This is a genomic window from Mesorhizobium sp. M8A.F.Ca.ET.208.01.1.1 (assembly GCF_004791315.1).
GTDB lineage: Bacteria > Pseudomonadota > Alphaproteobacteria > Rhizobiales > Rhizobiaceae > Mesorhizobium.
Map to the genome: position 1 here is coordinate 443,306 of NZ_SRUT01000003.1, position 14,041 is coordinate 457,346.

At 63.2% G+C, this 14,041-nt stretch carries 17 protein-coding genes; 9 read left to right on the top strand and 8 right to left on the bottom strand.

Going from position 1 to position 14,041, the window contains the following annotated elements; all coding sequences use genetic code 11:
- Positions 1-149: 149 nt before the first annotated feature.
- Positions 150-758 (top strand): cupin domain-containing protein, encoded by a 609-nt coding sequence (locus tag EN851_RS18790; protein WP_135929807.1) that lies wholly within the window; start codon positions 150-152, stop codon positions 756-758.
- The gene (locus EN851_RS18795) at positions 748-1,833 is read left to right on the top strand and encodes an ABC transporter ATP-binding protein (RefSeq protein ID WP_135929808.1); all 1,086 of its coding nucleotides are present in this window, start codon (positions 748-750) and stop codon (positions 1,831-1,833) included. The genes EN851_RS18790 and EN851_RS18795 overlap by 11 nt, the downstream gene beginning before the upstream one ends.
- 165 nt (positions 1,834-1,998) lie before the next feature.
- On the opposite strand, the gene EN851_RS37710 is transcribed toward EN851_RS18795, so the two are convergent.
- Positions 1,999-2,130 carry a hypothetical protein gene (locus EN851_RS37710; RefSeq protein WP_272483024.1) on the bottom strand — a complete coding sequence of 44 codons (132 nt, stop codon included), beginning with the start codon at positions 2,128-2,130 and terminating at the stop codon, positions 1,999-2,001.
- A 162-nt stretch (positions 2,131-2,292) separates the two neighbouring features.
- Positions 2,293-2,997 carry an SOS response-associated peptidase gene (locus EN851_RS18805; protein WP_135865420.1) on the bottom strand — a complete coding sequence of 235 codons (705 nt, stop codon included), beginning with the start codon at positions 2,995-2,997 and terminating at the stop codon, positions 2,293-2,295.
- 166 nt (positions 2,998-3,163) lie between these two features.
- Between EN851_RS18805 and EN851_RS18810 the strand changes: the two genes are divergently transcribed.
- Entirely contained in the window at positions 3,164-3,517 is a 354-nt protein-coding gene (locus EN851_RS18810) for a nuclear transport factor 2 family protein (RefSeq protein WP_127278566.1), read from the top strand.
- A gap of 99 nt (positions 3,518-3,616) precedes the next feature.
- On the opposite strand, the gene EN851_RS18815 is transcribed toward EN851_RS18810, so the two are convergent.
- Together EN851_RS18815 and EN851_RS18820 are read right to left on the bottom strand one after the other, a co-directional pair.
- Positions 3,617-4,096, bottom strand: coding sequence for an SRPBCC family protein (locus tag EN851_RS18815; RefSeq protein ID WP_127278565.1), 480 nt, complete (start codon positions 4,094-4,096; stop codon positions 3,617-3,619).
- A complete protein-coding gene (locus EN851_RS18820; RefSeq protein ID WP_127278564.1) occupies positions 4,093-4,449 on the bottom strand; it encodes a metalloregulator ArsR/SmtB family transcription factor in 357 nt (118 codons plus the stop codon). The genes EN851_RS18815 and EN851_RS18820 overlap by 4 nt, the downstream gene beginning before the upstream one ends.
- 151 nt (positions 4,450-4,600) lie before the next feature.
- Between EN851_RS18820 and EN851_RS18825 the strand changes: the two genes are divergently transcribed.
- The gene (locus EN851_RS18825) at positions 4,601-4,948 is read left to right on the top strand and encodes an ArsC family reductase (RefSeq protein ID WP_135929809.1); all 348 of its coding nucleotides are present in this window, start codon (positions 4,601-4,603) and stop codon (positions 4,946-4,948) included.
- A 168-nt stretch (positions 4,949-5,116) separates the two neighbouring features.
- Here the strand turns inward: EN851_RS18825 and EN851_RS18830 are convergent, their stop codons facing one another.
- From EN851_RS18830 to EN851_RS18840, 3 genes are read right to left on the bottom strand one after another with little or no spacing between them, the layout of a single operon-like run.
- On the bottom strand, positions 5,117-5,479 hold the full coding sequence (locus EN851_RS18830) for a DUF488 domain-containing protein (protein ID WP_135929810.1): 363 nt from the start codon (positions 5,477-5,479) through the stop codon (positions 5,117-5,119).
- A gap of 21 nt (positions 5,480-5,500) precedes the next feature.
- Positions 5,501-6,757: an aminopeptidase gene (locus tag EN851_RS18835; protein ID WP_135929811.1), complete on the bottom strand. Its 1,257-nt coding sequence runs from the start codon at positions 6,755-6,757 to the stop codon at positions 5,501-5,503.
- Between the two features lie 23 nt (positions 6,758-6,780).
- Complete coding sequence (locus EN851_RS18840; protein ID WP_135929812.1) at positions 6,781-7,746, bottom strand: LysR substrate-binding domain-containing protein; 966 nt, start codon at positions 7,744-7,746, stop codon at positions 6,781-6,783.
- A gap of 94 nt (positions 7,747-7,840) precedes the next feature.
- On the opposite strand from EN851_RS18840, the gene EN851_RS18845 reads away from it, so the two are divergent.
- The 3 genes from EN851_RS18845 (at position 7,841) to sbmA (ending at position 10,671) form a co-directional block, all read left to right on the top strand.
- Positions 7,841-8,065, top strand: a complete 225-nt coding sequence (locus tag EN851_RS18845; protein WP_127873071.1) for a hypothetical protein — start codon at positions 7,841-7,843, stop codon at positions 8,063-8,065.
- A 71-nt stretch (positions 8,066-8,136) separates the two neighbouring features.
- Positions 8,137-9,297: a YbfB/YjiJ family MFS transporter gene (locus tag EN851_RS18850; RefSeq protein WP_135881556.1), complete on the top strand. Its 1,161-nt coding sequence runs from the start codon at positions 8,137-8,139 to the stop codon at positions 9,295-9,297.
- Between the two features lie 114 nt (positions 9,298-9,411).
- Positions 9,412-10,671: a peptide antibiotic transporter SbmA gene (sbmA, locus tag EN851_RS18855; RefSeq protein WP_135865271.1), complete on the top strand. Its 1,260-nt coding sequence runs from the start codon at positions 9,412-9,414 to the stop codon at positions 10,669-10,671.
- A gap of 34 nt (positions 10,672-10,705) precedes the next feature.
- Here sbmA and EN851_RS18860 read toward each other — a convergent pair whose 3' ends face one another.
- Entirely contained in the window at positions 10,706-11,710 is a 1,005-nt protein-coding gene (locus EN851_RS18860; protein ID WP_127281116.1) for a polysaccharide deacetylase, read from the bottom strand.
- A gap of 216 nt (positions 11,711-11,926) precedes the next feature.
- Between EN851_RS18860 and EN851_RS18865 the strand changes: the two genes are divergently transcribed.
- The gene (locus EN851_RS18865) at positions 11,927-12,592 is read left to right on the top strand and encodes a tetratricopeptide repeat protein (RefSeq protein WP_127281117.1); all 666 of its coding nucleotides are present in this window, start codon (positions 11,927-11,929) and stop codon (positions 12,590-12,592) included.
- Complete coding sequence (gene der, locus EN851_RS18870) at positions 12,589-14,022, top strand: ribosome biogenesis GTPase Der (protein WP_135929813.1); 1,434 nt, start codon at positions 12,589-12,591, stop codon at positions 14,020-14,022. The genes EN851_RS18865 and der overlap by 4 nt, the downstream gene beginning before the upstream one ends.
- Positions 14,023-14,041: the final 19 nt, after the last annotated feature.

The following is a 14,041-nucleotide window of genomic DNA, read 5'->3' on the forward strand; positions in this document are numbered from 1 at the left end:
GAGAAGGTGTCGCCGAAGGCGACGGATGAGGGGTGCTCCAGCTTGGCGCCGGCGGCGATCTGTCACTCACCCCTCAACCGTCTCGGCGCTACGCGCCGATCCACCTTCTCCCACAAGGGGAGAAGGAAGAAGCAAACGAGGACTTGCACATGGACATGCTTGACGAGGCCGCCGAAAAACCGAAGGACGATGCCGACGTTCGCGTCGGCCGGCGCGTGCGGGCGCTCAGGCTCGAGCGCCGCCTGTCATTGGCCGATCTCTCGGCAAAAGCCGGCATGTCGATCGGCGCGCTGAGCCAGATCGAGCGCGGCATGTCCTCGCTGCGCGTCAAGGTGATCTGGCCGCTCGCCGCCGCGCTCGACATCGAGCCGTCAGCGCTGATCGCCGACGGCAACGATGCGGTCAATGATCTCTATTGCGTGCGCGCCGACAAAAGGCGGCAGATCCCGGTGAAATCCGAAGGCATCGCCAAGGCGCTGCTGTCGCCGCCCGGCGCGACGCAGACCGGCATGCTGGTGACGGTGGAAGCCGGTGGCGGCACGGCGGAAGCCTACGCCCATGCCGGCCATGAATTCGGCTTCGTGCTTTCGGGCGAGGTCGAACTGGTGGTGGATTCGACAAAATACGGGCTGAAGACCGGCGACAGTTTTGCCTTCAAGAGTACGCTTTTGCACGCCTTCCGCAATCCCGGCGCGGAGCAGTGCCAGATCCTCTGGGTCAACACCACGAAGCCGTCCGAGGTTCGCGATGGCGCCTGATCCACTCGTCCGGCTGCAGGCGGTTTCGAAGGTTTTTCCAGGTGGCATCGTCGGACTCGATACCGTCGATCTCGACATTGTCAGCGGCGAATTCATCACGCTCCTCGGGCCGTCCGGCTGTGGCAAGACCACCAGCCTGCGTGTGATTGCCGGCTTCGAAAGCCCGTCGAGCGGCGAGGTCTTGCTCGACGGTCATGACATCACGGCCCTTCGGCCGTTCGAGCGGCCGGTCAACACCGTGTTTCAGGACTACGCGCTGTTTCCGCACATGAACGTCGCCGAAAATGTCGGCTTCGGCCTGTCCCTGCGAAAACTCACCAGTGCCGAGCAGGCAAAGCGCGTCGGCGAAGCCCTGGAGATGGTCGGACTCGCCGACAAGCTTCGCGCTCGCGTCCTGGAACTGTCGGGCGGCCAGCGCCAGCGCGTCGCGCTTGCCCGCGCCATTGTCTGCGAGCCGCGCGTGCTCTTGCTCGACGAGCCGCTGTCGGCGCTCGACGCGCATCTGCGCGAACAGATGCAGGTGGAGCTGAAACGGCTGCAGTCGCGGCTCGGCACCACCTTCGTCATGGTCACCCACGACCAGACCGAGGCGCTGTCGATCTCCGAACGCATCGTCGTCATGAACAAGGGCCGCATCGAGCAGATCGCGCCGCCGGCGACCCTCTATGACCGGCCGGCCACGAAGTTCGTGGCGAGCTTTATCGGCACCATGAATCTCCTGCAATCACGTTTTGTGGGCCGGGATGGCCACCGCCTGCGTTTCACCGCCGGCACCTTGCCGCTGGAGGCCATTTCCGAAACCGGCCAGTGGCCCGGCGAAGGCGAGGTCCGCACCATCGGCGTGCGCCCGGAGGATTTGCTGGCGGCGGCCGAGGCTGCGCCCGGCACGGCGCCGGCGCGGGTCAACAGCATCGTCTTCCATGGCCGCACGTTGCGCCTGCATGCCGAACTGGGGCAAGGCATGCCCGTTGTCATCGACGCGCCCCGCCAGGCCGAGGGGTTTCAATTCAGCGCCGGCGACGTGGCGCATGTCAGCCTGCGCCGTGGCGCCAACTGCCCCATGCTGCCCAGCTAGCCTCATTCAACTGCGCAAGGTCGCCCGCACGGCCGTGGGGTTGGCCTGATCGACATGTGGACGAACGACCAAGGAAACTAAGTAGGAATTGACTAATGTAGGAAGACATTCCTAAATTAGTTGATGCCGGAATTGAGCACCCGACCGCGCCGAAATGTGCAAACCCTATGCCTCGCGCACGAAGTCGGGCAACTCATTCGTGTCCGATGCCGGCACTGCAACATCACCCGGCATTATCTGCCTGGCGATCTCGCGAAGCTTGTCGGTGACATTCCCTTTTGGGATGTCGAACGGCATATGCGGTGCGAGCGCTGCAAGCTTCGCGAACTTGATGCCGACATAATTTTGCCGAGTGCTGCGGAGCGCTTGAAAATTCGTGTGAGACGCCTTGTCGAAATCCGCATGGTTCGCCGTGTGATATGGCGAGACGAGGAATGAGGAACGCGGCTATCCCTTAGCCTAGAACAGAGATCCTTGCGCCGGTGCCTGCTGCGGAAACTTGATTTGTGTGGCTGGCTTCTCAACGATCACCAACGCGTTGTCTGGTGCTGTTCGCTGCAAATGCCGTGCTTCTGCCCAAGGTGCTGTAAGCCAGGCCTCGGTCTCCTCCGACGTGGTCAGGATTACTGGCATAGCCTTCTCATGGATCGGCGCGATCAGGGCGTTTGGCTTGGTTGTCATGAAGGCGAATAACTCGAAGTCGCCGGGTCCGTCCTTGACCTTTCGAATACCCTGCCAACGGGTCCAGAATCCGGCGAAGAAGAACAGCGGTCGGCTATCGTCACGGGCAAACCAGTAGTTGCGTTGGATGCCGGTTTCTGGGTCCTTGTCACTCGGTGTCGGGCTGGGTTCGGCAAAACTGGTGACCGGCACGACGCATCTATGCTCGACCCCGACAAACTGTTGCCAGTGCGAATATTGTGGATTGCGAACGTTGGTCGTGCCGTAGTCGGCCTTTCCCTTCATGCGCTCAGGTGGCGTTGGCAACCCCCAAAGCAGTCTGGCCAGCTCACGCTTCCCGTCTGCCGTGTTGCGGACGACGGGGCCGGGCTGATTGGGATAGATGTCGACGGATGGTTCAAGGTTGCCGCTGATATCGCGCAGTGCGCGCGTCCATTGGCGGACCGCCTCTTGTGTCGTGGTGATGTTGTAGAGGTTACACATGCACCCAGCATCGCGGAATTGGCGTGCCTCTGCAACCGAAGTCGGTCCGCGATAGGCTGGTCAGGCGCTTATCCTGACAGGGTCATGTCAGCTATCGACCCGTCAGCTGATGGCATGTCAGCGGGCTGTTCCCTACTTGCAATGCGTCCAAACAGGAGGAACACAAATGACCATCACGGAAATCGCCAAGGACTTCACCGAGCTTCTTAAACAAGGCAACAGCGACGGCGCTGCCGAAAAATACAATGCCGACGCTATCGTCAGCTACGAAGCCATGGAGGGGCCGATGGCCGTCAGCCGCGGCAAGGAGGCCCTCAAGCAAAAGAGCCAGTGGTGGCAAGAGAACCACGAAGTGCATGGCGGCTCGGTCGAAGGACCCTATGTCAACGGCGACCAGTTCGCGGTGCGCTTCACGTTTGACGTAACGCCCAAGGCCACCGGCGAGCGTGTCACCATGGATGAGGTTGGCCTGTACACGGTCAAGAACGGCAAGATCGCCGAAGAGCGATTTTACTACTGAGGTCGGAAACACAGCTGGCTTTCCGGAGTCCGCGCTCTTCGCCGCGAAGGCGGAGATCAACATGGCGGCCAGCGATGCCCTGGCCGCCACCCAGGAAGCTCAAATCGTCTTCACATATTGCGCAAGCTGATCGGCTACCGTGCCCCAGCCGTCGAAGAAACCCATCTCTTCATGGTTGTCGCGGGTCGCCTCGTCGCGGTGGATGGCGGTGGCGGTGTAGCGCGTGCCCCGGCCATCCGGCTGCAGCGAAATCACAGCAGTGATGAACGGCTCGCCTGACGGCCGATAGCCCGGCAGCAGCGCATCCGTCCACACCAGCCGCTCGTTCGGCACGATTTCCAGATAGCAGCAATGGCGGTCGCTGACCTCGTTGCCGTCGCGCGACTGCATGCGTGTCCGGAACAACCCGCCTGGCCTGAGGTCGATCTCGCAGTCGGTGATCACCCATGGTTTTGGTGTGAACCATTGCCTGACATGCTCCGGCGTCGTCATGGCGCGCCACAACAGTTGGTGCGGCGCGTCGAGCACGCGCTCCAGCACGAGGTCCAGCCTGGGATCCGGCTTGAAGGGATAGCTCATGTTTCCTGCTCCTTGAGTGTCATCACATAGGCGTCGAACTGGTCGAGGCGGCGCTCCCAGAGCGTGCGCTGCTCAGCCAGCCAGCTTTCGGCGAGCTTCAATGGCTCGGGCGCAAGCTCGTAAGTCCTGACCCGGCCGGTCTTCTGCGACCGAACCAGCCCGCAGCCTTCGAGAATCTTGAGATGGTCGATGAAGGAAGGCAGGGCCATCTCGAAAGGCTGTGCCAGTTCGCTGACCGAAGCGGGGCTCCTGTTGAGTCGCTCGACCACGCGCCGCCGTGTCGGGTCGGCAAGCGCGCGAAAAATACCATCGATCGGCGGGGGGATCGGATTTGCGCTCTGGAGGCTGGTCATCGATGGTCCTGGGTCGTCAAAAGTGGTCATTAATACTTAGGTAAATTCCTTAGTGTTTGCAAGCGGCAAATTTCACGAGCTTCTGGCAAAGCGGGAAGGGCGGTTCTAGGTTGCGAAACGGATTCGACGGTCAGCCCAAAGGAAGCACGTCTTGACGATCACCATGTACGGCATCACCAATTGCGACACGATCAAGAAGGCGCGGGTCTGGCTGGAGAGCCATGACGTTCCCTATCGTTTTCATGACTATCGGGCCGAAGGAATAGAGGCCGGCAAGCTGAATGGCTGGGTCGGCAAGGTGGGCTGGGAAAAGCTGCTCAACAAAGGCAGCACGACGTTTCGCGAACTGCCGGAGGCGGACAGGCAGGGCCTCGACGAGAAGAAGGCGAAAGCGCTGATGCTGGCCAAGCCGACGATAATCAAGCGGCCGGTGCTGGAAGTGGGGGATCGGGTGCTGGTTGGGTTCAAGGCGGATGTTTATGAGGAGGCTGTAAAGTAAGGTTCGTTAAGCGCGGCACCCTATGCCGTCGTCATCCTAGGGCGGAGCAAGGAGCGAAGCGACGCGGCGCAGACCCTAGGATCCATGCCGTGACGCTAACGTGCTGCAGCGGTTGAGAATTCTGCCCCGTCGCGTCCTTCGATGAAAGTCACGGCATGGATCCTCGGGTCAAGCCCGAGGATGACGAAGCAGGTATTTCGCCAGCGCCACCGCGTTGTTGTGCGCCTCGTCATGCGCGCCGTAGAGCAGCGTCACCTTGCCCTCGCGAAGCAAGCCGCGCAGTTGCGCCACCGCCTCACCATTCCCGTCCAGTTCGGTCCAGTATCGCTCCTGAAACTCCGCCCAGCGTGCCGGCTCGTGTCCGAACCACTTGCGCAGCTCATCGCTCGGCGCGATGTCCTTCAACCACAACGCCAGAGCGGCATCCTCCTTGCTGACGCCGCGCGGCCAGATGCGGTCGACCAGCACCCGTTGGCCGTCGGCCTTTCCGGGTGCGTCGTAGACACGTTTGACCGCTAGGTCGAAGGCCATCACAGCTCCACGGCGCGCGTGTCAGGCCCACTCGCCCTTGCGCATCACCGGCACGCGGCTGCCATCCTTGGCGATGCCGTCGATGTCGATCTTGTCCGAGCCGATCATCCAGTCGATGTGGATGAAGCTCTTGTTGCCGCCGCGCGCCCCGATTTCGTCCTGGCTGAGCGAGGCGCCGTCGACGAAGCACTTCGAATAGCATTGGCCGAGCGCGATATGGCAGGCGGCGTTCTCGTCGAACAGCGTGTTGAAGAACAACAGGCCGCTGGCCGAGATCGGCGAGGAATGCGGCACCAGCGCCACTTCGCCGAGGCGGCGCGCGCCTTCGTCGGTGTCGAGCACTTTCTTCAGCACGTCCTCGCCCTTCGAGGCCTTGGCCTCGACGATCCGCCCGCCCTCGAAGCGCACCGAGATGTCGTCGATCAGCGTGCCCTGGTAGGACAATGGCTTGGTCGAGGAAACACGGCCCTCGACACGCCGTGCATGCGGCGTGGTGAAGACTTCCTCGGTCGGGATGTTGGGATTGCAGGTGATGCCGTTCTTGGCGGTCGAGGCGCCGCCCATCCACTCATGGCCGTCCGCCAGCCCGACTGTCAGGTCGGTGCCTGGTCCGGTGAAGTGCAGCGCATGGAAATCGTGGCCGTTCAGCCATTCGGTGCGGCCGCGCAAGGCCGCATTGTGCGCCTTCCAGTTGGCGATCGGGTCCTCGACATCCACACGCGAGGCGGCGAAGATGGCGTCGGCGAGTTTCGCCACCGCCACGTCGTCGGCGTCGCCGGGGAAAACCTGCCTGGCCCAGGCCAGATCCGGATAGGCGACAATGTTCCAGTTGATGTCGAAGCCGGTGATCTTCTCCAGCGCCGGCTGGTAGGCCATCGAATTGGCCTTGTTGGCGCGCGCCACCTTCGCCGGATCCTGCGCCGACAGCAGCGACGGATCCTCGCCGCGTACGGCGAGCCGGGCGGCATTGTTGGAAAAGGCCTTCGCCATGCCTTCATAGAGCCAGCCGGCGGCGCGATCGAAGCCGGCATCGGCGCCGAAGCGGTAGCGCGCCAGCGTCATCTCGTCATCGTTGAAGATCGGCGTCACCAGCCCGGCGCCGGCCTTGTAGGCGTGCTCGACGATACGCCTGGTCAGCGGCAGCGCCGCGATCGACGATGTCAGCACCAGGTCCTGTCCGGGTTGCAATTGCAGCCCGACCTTGATGGCGACTTCCGCCAGCCTGTCGAGCTTCACCGGGTCGATCGTTGCGGAAACGCCGCGCGAATGTGTGGTCATGATCCTGCCTGTCGTCGTGGGATTTATGATTGAACATAGACCGGTGCCTCGGTGCTTTCCACCGCGATCGTGCCACTGGGCTCCGCGACCGACGATCCGAACTGCGCCATCGTCGCCGCGATCTCTTCCTTGATCCAGATTTTGAAGTCCCGGACCTTGCGGCTTTCGGCCTTGGTGGCGGAGGTCACCAGCCAGTAGCCGAGCCCGCTCTGGGCGCGGATTCCGAACGGCGCCACCAGCCGCCCATCGGCCAGCGCGTCGGCCGTCAGCAATTGCCAGCCCAGCATCACGCCATGGCCGGCGATCGCCGATTCCAGGCACAGCATCGGGTCGGTGAAGCGCGCGCCTTTCTGGAAGGTGACGGGTGGAACGCCGGCCGCCGCGAACCAGCTTGCCCAGTTTATCATCGCCCGCTCGTCGGTGATGGCGCAGGTCCGCGCAAGGTCGCCGATCGACTTCAGTTTCCGTGCAATGCCAGGCGCGCAGACCGGGAAGACTTCCTGCGCCAAAATGAGCTCCGCCTTCCCGCCCGGCCATTTGCCGTCGCCAAGCCGGATGGCAATGTCGATGTCGGAATGATCGAGATTGGCCAGCCGCACCGAGGCGTCGATGCGCAACAGCACGTTGGGATGCCGGTCGAAGTGGCGCGACAGCCGTGGCAGCAGCCATTTGGAGGCAAACGCAGGCGCAGCCGAAACAACCAATGTGCATTGGGTTGCCTCGTCGGCCAGTGCCACGGCCTGCGCAAGCTCGCGAAAGCCAGCGCCAAGGCGGGCCGCGAAGATGGCGCCGAATTCGGTCAGGACGAGACCGCTCGTCGTGCGCTCGAACAGGGCCTGGCCGAGCTGCTTTTCGGTGCGGCTGACCTGCTGGCTGACGGCGCTGACGGAAACGTTGAGTTCGCTGGCGGCGGTCGCGAGCGAGCCGAGACGGGCGACGGTTTCCACGGCGCGAAGGCCGTTGAGATGAACGCGGTTGAGCATGGCCATTTGAGATTTTCTAAACCGACCCGGCCGAAATCTCAATTGAAAGAGATACCGAAACGGCTGACTTATGGACGGAGACAGGCCCATGGAGCCGGAAATGCTGAGGATGTTGTCGTCGCTGAAGGTCCTGTTCGCCGCCGCTTCGTCGGATGACACGCGCTGCGACGTCGACACGCTGAGCTGGCTGACCGATCCGCTTGCGCATCCCGCGCTTGACGCGATGTCGGAGCGCGAACTCGGCGATGTGCCGTTCCGCTTGACGGCGCGCCGGACCGTGCATGAGACCGTTTCGCTGAACGCCGGTTTCGGCGGGCGCTGCTGAGCGCGCGGTCCGGCACTGGCCCAACACAAGGCGGATTGTTTCACCCGTGCGCAGATTTATTGTGCACTGCAATGACATCGGCCCCATCGACAGCGCTTCGCTACGCCTTCGCCGGCATGATCGCCATGGCCGTCGCCATGGGCATCGGCCGCTTCGTCTACACGCCGATCCTGCCCGGCATGATGGAGGAACTGCATCTGTCGCCGGCCGATGCCGGCTGGATCGCCTCGGCCAACTATCTCGGATACCTCGTCGGCGCGTTGGTGGCGGCGGGCAACTGGGCGCACGGACGCGAGCGTTCGCTGATGCTGGCAGCCCTCGGTGCCAGCGCCGTGCTGGCCGCCCTTATGGGGCTGACCGATGCCATGGCCGCCTTTCTCGCCATCCGTTTTCTGGCCGGTCTGGCCAGCGCCTTCGTCATGGTGTTCATGGCCAGCATCGTTTTCAGCCATATCGCGGAGGCCGGGCGGGGCGACCTGCAGGCATGGCATTTCGGCGGCGTTGGCCTCGGCATCGCGATGTCGGCGGCGATGATGGCCGTGCTGGTCACAGAACATGCCGGCTGGGCGCAGGGCTGGCTGTGGTCGGGCGCGATTTCGGCTTGCGGCTTCGTCGCCGTGGCGCTGCTGGCGAACCAGGGTCCGCTCACCAATGGCGAAGCCGTCCACGAGCCGGCGCTGCCGAAAGACCTGTCGCTGATGAAGGCGATCGTCGCCTATGGCCTGTTCGGTTTCGGCTATGTGGTGACGGCGACCTTCCTCGTCGCCATCGTCCGCCAAGGCGGCGGCAGCCGCGTCTTCGAGGCCGAAGTGTGGATGGTTGCCGGCCTTGCCGGTTTCCCTTCGGTCTGGCTTTGGCAGAAGATATCGGCGCGGATCGGGCTCTATGCCGCCTATGCGTTGGGGTGCTTCGTCGAAGTTGTCGGCGTTACCGCGAGCGTCGCCGCAGGCGGGCGCACGGGGCCGCTGCTTGGCGGCGTGCTGCTCGGCGGCACCTTCATTGCCATCACGGCGCTTGGCCTGCAGGCCGCACGGCAGCAGGCGCCGAAGTCACCCCGGCGCATCTTTGCCTTGATGACCGCCTCCTTCGGTCTTGGCCAGATCATCGGCCCGATCGCGGCCGGGCTTCTGGCCCAGGCGTCGGGCGATTTCTTCCTCGCCTCCATCGTCGCCGCGGCCGTCCTGGTCGTCTCCGGCGCCGTCACATGGTCGGCCGCGCCAAAATCGCCATGATTTGTGGTCTTGCTCTGCGCCTGAACTCGGGCAGGCATTTTCTTTCCCCCTAATGTGTGACCTTATGCCCGCCGAACCCACCTGATTTGCGCATAGATCGAGGAATTCGCCACAGTGTTCGTATCCTTCTTCCCGCAGCCGAAGCTTTTCTTCTCTTCGGCCGCCATCTGGAGCCTTGCGGCGATCCTGTTCTGGTTTTTCGGCGGGGAGCAATTGGGGGGCCTTGTGGGCCTTCCGCCGGCAGCCGCCGATGCGGCGCCCATCATCGGCATCGCCGTGCTGGTGTCGAAACCGTTCCTCTGGTTTTACATCTATTTCGCGCTTTGCGTGGCCATCTTCTACGCATTCTGGAGCTGGTATTCGCCGCATCCTTGGCAGCGCTGGTCGATCTTGATGACGGCGGTCATCCTATTTTTCATCTATTTCAACGTGCAGGTCAGCGTCGCCGTCAACGCCTGGTACGGCCCCTTCTTCGACTATGTGCAAGGGTTGATGTCGGGGACCGGAAAATCGACCAACGGCGAATTCTACACCGGGCTGGCCGACTTTTCGTGGCTCGCGCTGGTCGGCATGAACGTGCAGGTGGTCAATGCCTTCATCGTCAGCCACTGGATCTTCCGCTGGCGGACGGCGATGAACAACTACTTTATCGAGAACTGGAGCAGGCTGCGCCATATCGAGGGCGCCTCGCAGCGTATCCAGGAGGATACGATGCGGTTCTCGCAGATCATGGAGGATCTCGGTTCCAGTTTCGTCCAGTCGATCATGACCTTGATCGCCTTCCTGCCGGTGATGATCCAGTTGCAGGCCCATATCAGCGAACTGCCGATCATCGGCGCGATCCCGCAGCCATTGGTGGTCGCGGCACTTGCCTGGTGTCTGTTCGGCACGATCTCGGTGATGATTGCCGGCATGAAGCTTCCGGGGCTGCAGTTCCGTAACCAGCGCGTCGAAGCCGCCTACCGCAAGGAACTCGTCTATGGCGAGGATCATGCGGACAGGGCGCAACCCGCCACCACCGCCGAGCTGTTTGCCAATGTCCGGCACAACTATTTCCGGCTCTATTTCCACTACATCTATTTCAACGTCGTCCGGTACACCTACCTGCAGGCCGACAACATTTTCTCGCTGTTGATCCTGGGTCCGTCGCTGGTCGCGCACAAGATAACGTTCGGTGCGCTGAACCAGATCTCCAACGCCTTCGGCAAGGTGACGGGTTCGCTGCAATTCCTGCTTACCTCCTGGTCGACTATCGTCGAACTGCAGTCGGTCCATAAACGCTTGCGCGCCTTCGAGGCGACGCTGCTGGGTGAGCCGTTACCGGACATCGATCAGCGCTATCTGGCAAGGCAGGGTGCAGAAGACCCGGCTTAGGAAGTCTGGGATTTATGCGAAACGGGTTGGCAGCTCAGCCGCCAACCGTCGCCTGCTTCTGGCTGCCGTCCCGCCGCGAAACATAATCGCGAAAACTGATGCACTCGACATCTGATTTGACGCAGACCTCGCCGGCAAAGCGTTCCAGTGCGTTCCAGTAGGCGCCGTCATTCATCAGTGTGAAGTGGAAGCCGAGTTCCAGCGGAATGCGCTTGCCCTGATATTGCGTGTTGAAGGCGGCGCGGAAGGCCTGGTAGGTGCGGTCGGCGAATTCGCCGGCCTTGCTTGGCCGCTCGAAGCCGCCGGAATGCCGGACATAGAGATTGTAATCCATGGCGATCACCGGCCGTGATTTCGGCCCTTCCGGAATCAGCGGCAGGGAAAAGCGGGTGATGCCGCCGATGGTCGGCGGCAGGGCAGGGCCCTTTGAAACGCCGCTGGCGTCGAACTGATAGCCGGCTGCCGGCAGCGCCTCGTAAAGCGCCTTGCTTGCCGACAGGTAGGGCGCCCGGAAACCCGCCACCGCATGCGCGAAATCGCGCCAGCCCTCGGGTTCGGGCGCAATGCCGTTGATGGCATAGGCGTTTTCTAGAATGTGCTCGAACGAGGCGAATTCCGTCAGCCAGTCGGCCTTGCTCCAGTCCTTGCCGTCGAAATGGCCGCAGGCGTGGCTGGCGATGTCGTGGCCCTCATGGGCGGCGAGACCGATCTGTTCCAGCCGCTCGGCCACGTCCTGCCTGGAGGCGGCAAAGCCGATGTTGGATTTGCCCGCGGTCTTGCCAGGTGCCGCGTATTGGCCGCGTGTCTCGGGCGACAGCAGGAAGACACAGGACAGAAAATAGGTGAAATGCGCCCCGGTGCGCTGGGCCAGCGCCCGGCTACGCTTCCACTGCGAGATGTCGCGGGCACTGTCGAACGAGATGATGACGACCTGCTTCGGCCTCGCTGGTTCTGCTGGCGCGGGCGGGTCGGCCAGGGCCGCGCCGGCGGCGGCGAGCGAGGCAAGCGAAAACGCAATAACACGGGACAGACTGGGCATCGGCAATTTTACAGGCTCCGGGTGGTCAGCAAGCCGGCTATCCCCGAAATGTGGCGCCGGTGCGATTGGGTTTTCGTGGGTTTGCCCCGGGGCAAACATCCGTTTGCCCCCGGGAATAGCCGATTTTCCGGTCGAACCCCTTCCATGCCGACAAAATTTCGCTAAAACGCGGGCTCACGAACGGCCCCGGCCCGGGGCCAAGAATGGTTTTGATCGATGTCCGACGACAGTTTTATCCGTGAAGTCAATGACGAGATGCGCCGCGAGCAGGCGCAGAAGCTGTGGGACCGTTTCGGCCCGGCCTTGCTTGTGATTGCCATCCTGGTGGTGCTCGGTACCGCCGCCTTCGTCGGCTATCGCTATTGGGACGAGACGCGCGCCAACCGCTCCGGCGATGCTTTCTCGCAGGCGTTGAAGCTTGCCAATGACGGCAAGAACGACGACGCGCTGGCCGCGCTCGATCAGCTGGAGAAGGATGGCTACGGCGCCTATCCGCTGCTCGCCCGCATGCGCGCAGCGACCGTCAAGGCCAACAAGGGCGACGTCGACGCAGCCGTCAAGGATTTCGACGACGTCGCCGCCGACACCGCCATTCCCCAGGGCCTGCGCGACATGGCGCGGCTGAGGGCAGCACTCCTGCTCGTCGACCATGGCTCCTTCGCCGACGTGTCCAGCCGTGTCGAGGCGCTGACCTCGGACACCAACACGCTGCGCCACAGCGCGCGCGAGGCGCTCGGGCTTGCGGCCTGGAAGGAAGGCAAGACGCAGGACGCGCTGAAACTGTTCGACCAGATCGCCTCCGATGACGGCGCCCCGCGCAACACGCGCGAGCGGGCGACCTTGATGTCCGAACTGATCCGCGGGTCGGGCAGTGCATCGTGACCTTCAAAGTCGCCATCATAGGCAGACCTAACGTCGGCAAATCGACTCTTTTCAATCGGCTGGTGGGAAGGAAGCTGGCGCTTGTCGACGACACGCCGGGCGTCACCCGTGACCGCCGTGTCCATGCCGCCAAGCTTTACGATCTGCATTTCGACGTCATCGACACAGCGGGCTTTGAGGATGCCGGCGCCTCGACCTTGCCGGGCCGCATGCGCGCGCAGACCGAAATCGCCATCCGCGAGGCGGATCTGATCTTCTTCACCATCGACGCCAAGTCCGGCCTGCTGCCCGATGACAGGACCTTTGCCGAGATCGTGCGCAAATCCGGCAAACCGGTCGTCCTCGTTGCCAACAAGGCCGAGGCGAAGGGCGCGCAAGGCGGCATGCTGGAGGCCTGGGAACTCGGGCTTGGCGAGCCGATCCCGGTTTCGGCCGAGCACGGCCAGGGCATGCCCGACCTGCGCGACGCCGTGATCGAAGCGCTTGGAGAGGCGCGCGCCTTCGGTGAAGACGAGGACAGCGAAGACGAAGAAGCCGCCATCAACGAAGTGCTGATCGGCGAGGACATCGCCGATCCGGATGCCGAGCCGGCCTATGACGATACCAGGCCGATGCGCATCGCCGTCGTCGGCCGTCCTAACGCCGGCAAGTCGACGCTGATCAATGCGCTGATCGGCGAGGAACGGCTGCTGACCGGACCGGAGGCGGGCATCACCCGCGATTCCATCTCCGTCGACTGGGACTGGCGCGGCCGCCGCATAAAACTGTTCGACACGGCCGGCATGCGCCGCAAGGCCAGGATCCACGAAAAGCTGGAAGTGATGTCGGTGCAGGATGGCCTGCGCGCCATCCGTTTCGCCGAGATCGTCATCATCGTGCTCGACGCCACCATTCCCTTCGAGAAGCAGGATCTGCAGATCGCCGACCTGATCATCCGCGAGGGGCGGGCACCGGTGATCGCCTTCAACAAATGGGACCTGATCGATAACCCGCAGGAGCTGTTGGCCGAACTGCGCGAGAAGACCGAGCGGCTGCTGCCGCAGGCGCGCGGCATCCAGGCCGTGCCGGTCTCGGCCGAGACCGGACGCGGCCTCGACAAGCTGATGGATGCGGTGCTGAGGACGCACAAGGTCTGGAACAGCCGTGTTTCCACCGGCAAGCTCAACCGCTGGCTCGAGGCCATACTGGCGCATCACCCGCCGCCCGCCGTTGCCGGGCGCCGGCTGAAGGTCAAATATGTCACCCAGGCCAAGACGCGGCCGCCGGGTTTCGTGGTCCAGTGTTCGCGGCCGGACGCGATGCCGCAGAGCTATGTCCGCTATCTCTCCAACAGCCTGCGCGAGGCCTTCGACATGCCGGGCGTGCCGATCCGCATCGCGTTGCGCACGTCGGACAATCCGTTCGCCGGCCGGGCCAAGAAGCGCGGCTGAGCCTCGGCGCTCGTGCTGA

Excerpts from the sequence above, each read along its gene's own strand:
- EN851_RS18815 (WP_127278565.1), bottom strand. The coding sequence starts at position 4,096 with ATGAGCTATCCCTTCAAGCCGGATCCCAGGCTGGACCTCGTGCTGGAG.
- EN851_RS18805 (WP_135865420.1), bottom strand. The coding sequence starts at position 2,997 with ATGTGTAACCTCTACAACATCACCACGACACAAGAGGCGGTCCGCCAA.
- EN851_RS18845 (WP_127873071.1), top strand. The coding sequence starts at position 7,841 with ATGCTGAGGATGTTGTCGTCGCTGAAGGTCCTGTTCGCCGCCGCTTCG.
- EN851_RS18835 (WP_135929811.1), bottom strand. The coding sequence starts at position 6,757 with ATGACCACACATTCGCGCGGCGTTTCCGCAACGATCGACCCGGTGAAG.
- EN851_RS18860 (WP_127281116.1), bottom strand. The coding sequence starts at position 11,710 with ATGCCCAGTCTGTCCCGTGTTATTGCGTTTTCGCTTGCCTCGCTCGCC.
- EN851_RS18850 (WP_135881556.1), top strand. The coding sequence starts at position 8,137 with ATGACATCGGCCCCATCGACAGCGCTTCGCTACGCCTTCGCCGGCATG.
- EN851_RS18790 (WP_135929807.1), top strand. The coding sequence starts at position 150 with ATGGACATGCTTGACGAGGCCGCCGAAAAACCGAAGGACGATGCCGAC.
- EN851_RS18840 (WP_135929812.1), bottom strand. The coding sequence starts at position 7,746 with ATGGCCATGCTCAACCGCGTTCATCTCAACGGCCTTCGCGCCGTGGAA.
- EN851_RS18795 (WP_135929808.1), top strand. The coding sequence starts at position 748 with ATGGCGCCTGATCCACTCGTCCGGCTGCAGGCGGTTTCGAAGGTTTTT.
- EN851_RS37710 (WP_272483024.1), bottom strand. The coding sequence starts at position 2,130 with ATGCCGTTCGACATCCCAAAAGGGAATGTCACCGACAAGCTTCGCGAG.
- EN851_RS18810 (WP_127278566.1), top strand. The coding sequence starts at position 3,164 with ATGACCATCACGGAAATCGCCAAGGACTTCACCGAGCTTCTTAAACAA.
- EN851_RS18865 (WP_127281117.1), top strand. The coding sequence starts at position 11,927 with ATGTCCGACGACAGTTTTATCCGTGAAGTCAATGACGAGATGCGCCGC.
- EN851_RS18830 (WP_135929810.1), bottom strand. The coding sequence starts at position 5,479 with ATGGCCTTCGACCTAGCGGTCAAACGTGTCTACGACGCACCCGGAAAG.
- EN851_RS18820 (WP_127278564.1), bottom strand. The coding sequence starts at position 4,449 with ATGACCAGCCTCCAGAGCGCAAATCCGATCCCCCCGCCGATCGATGGT.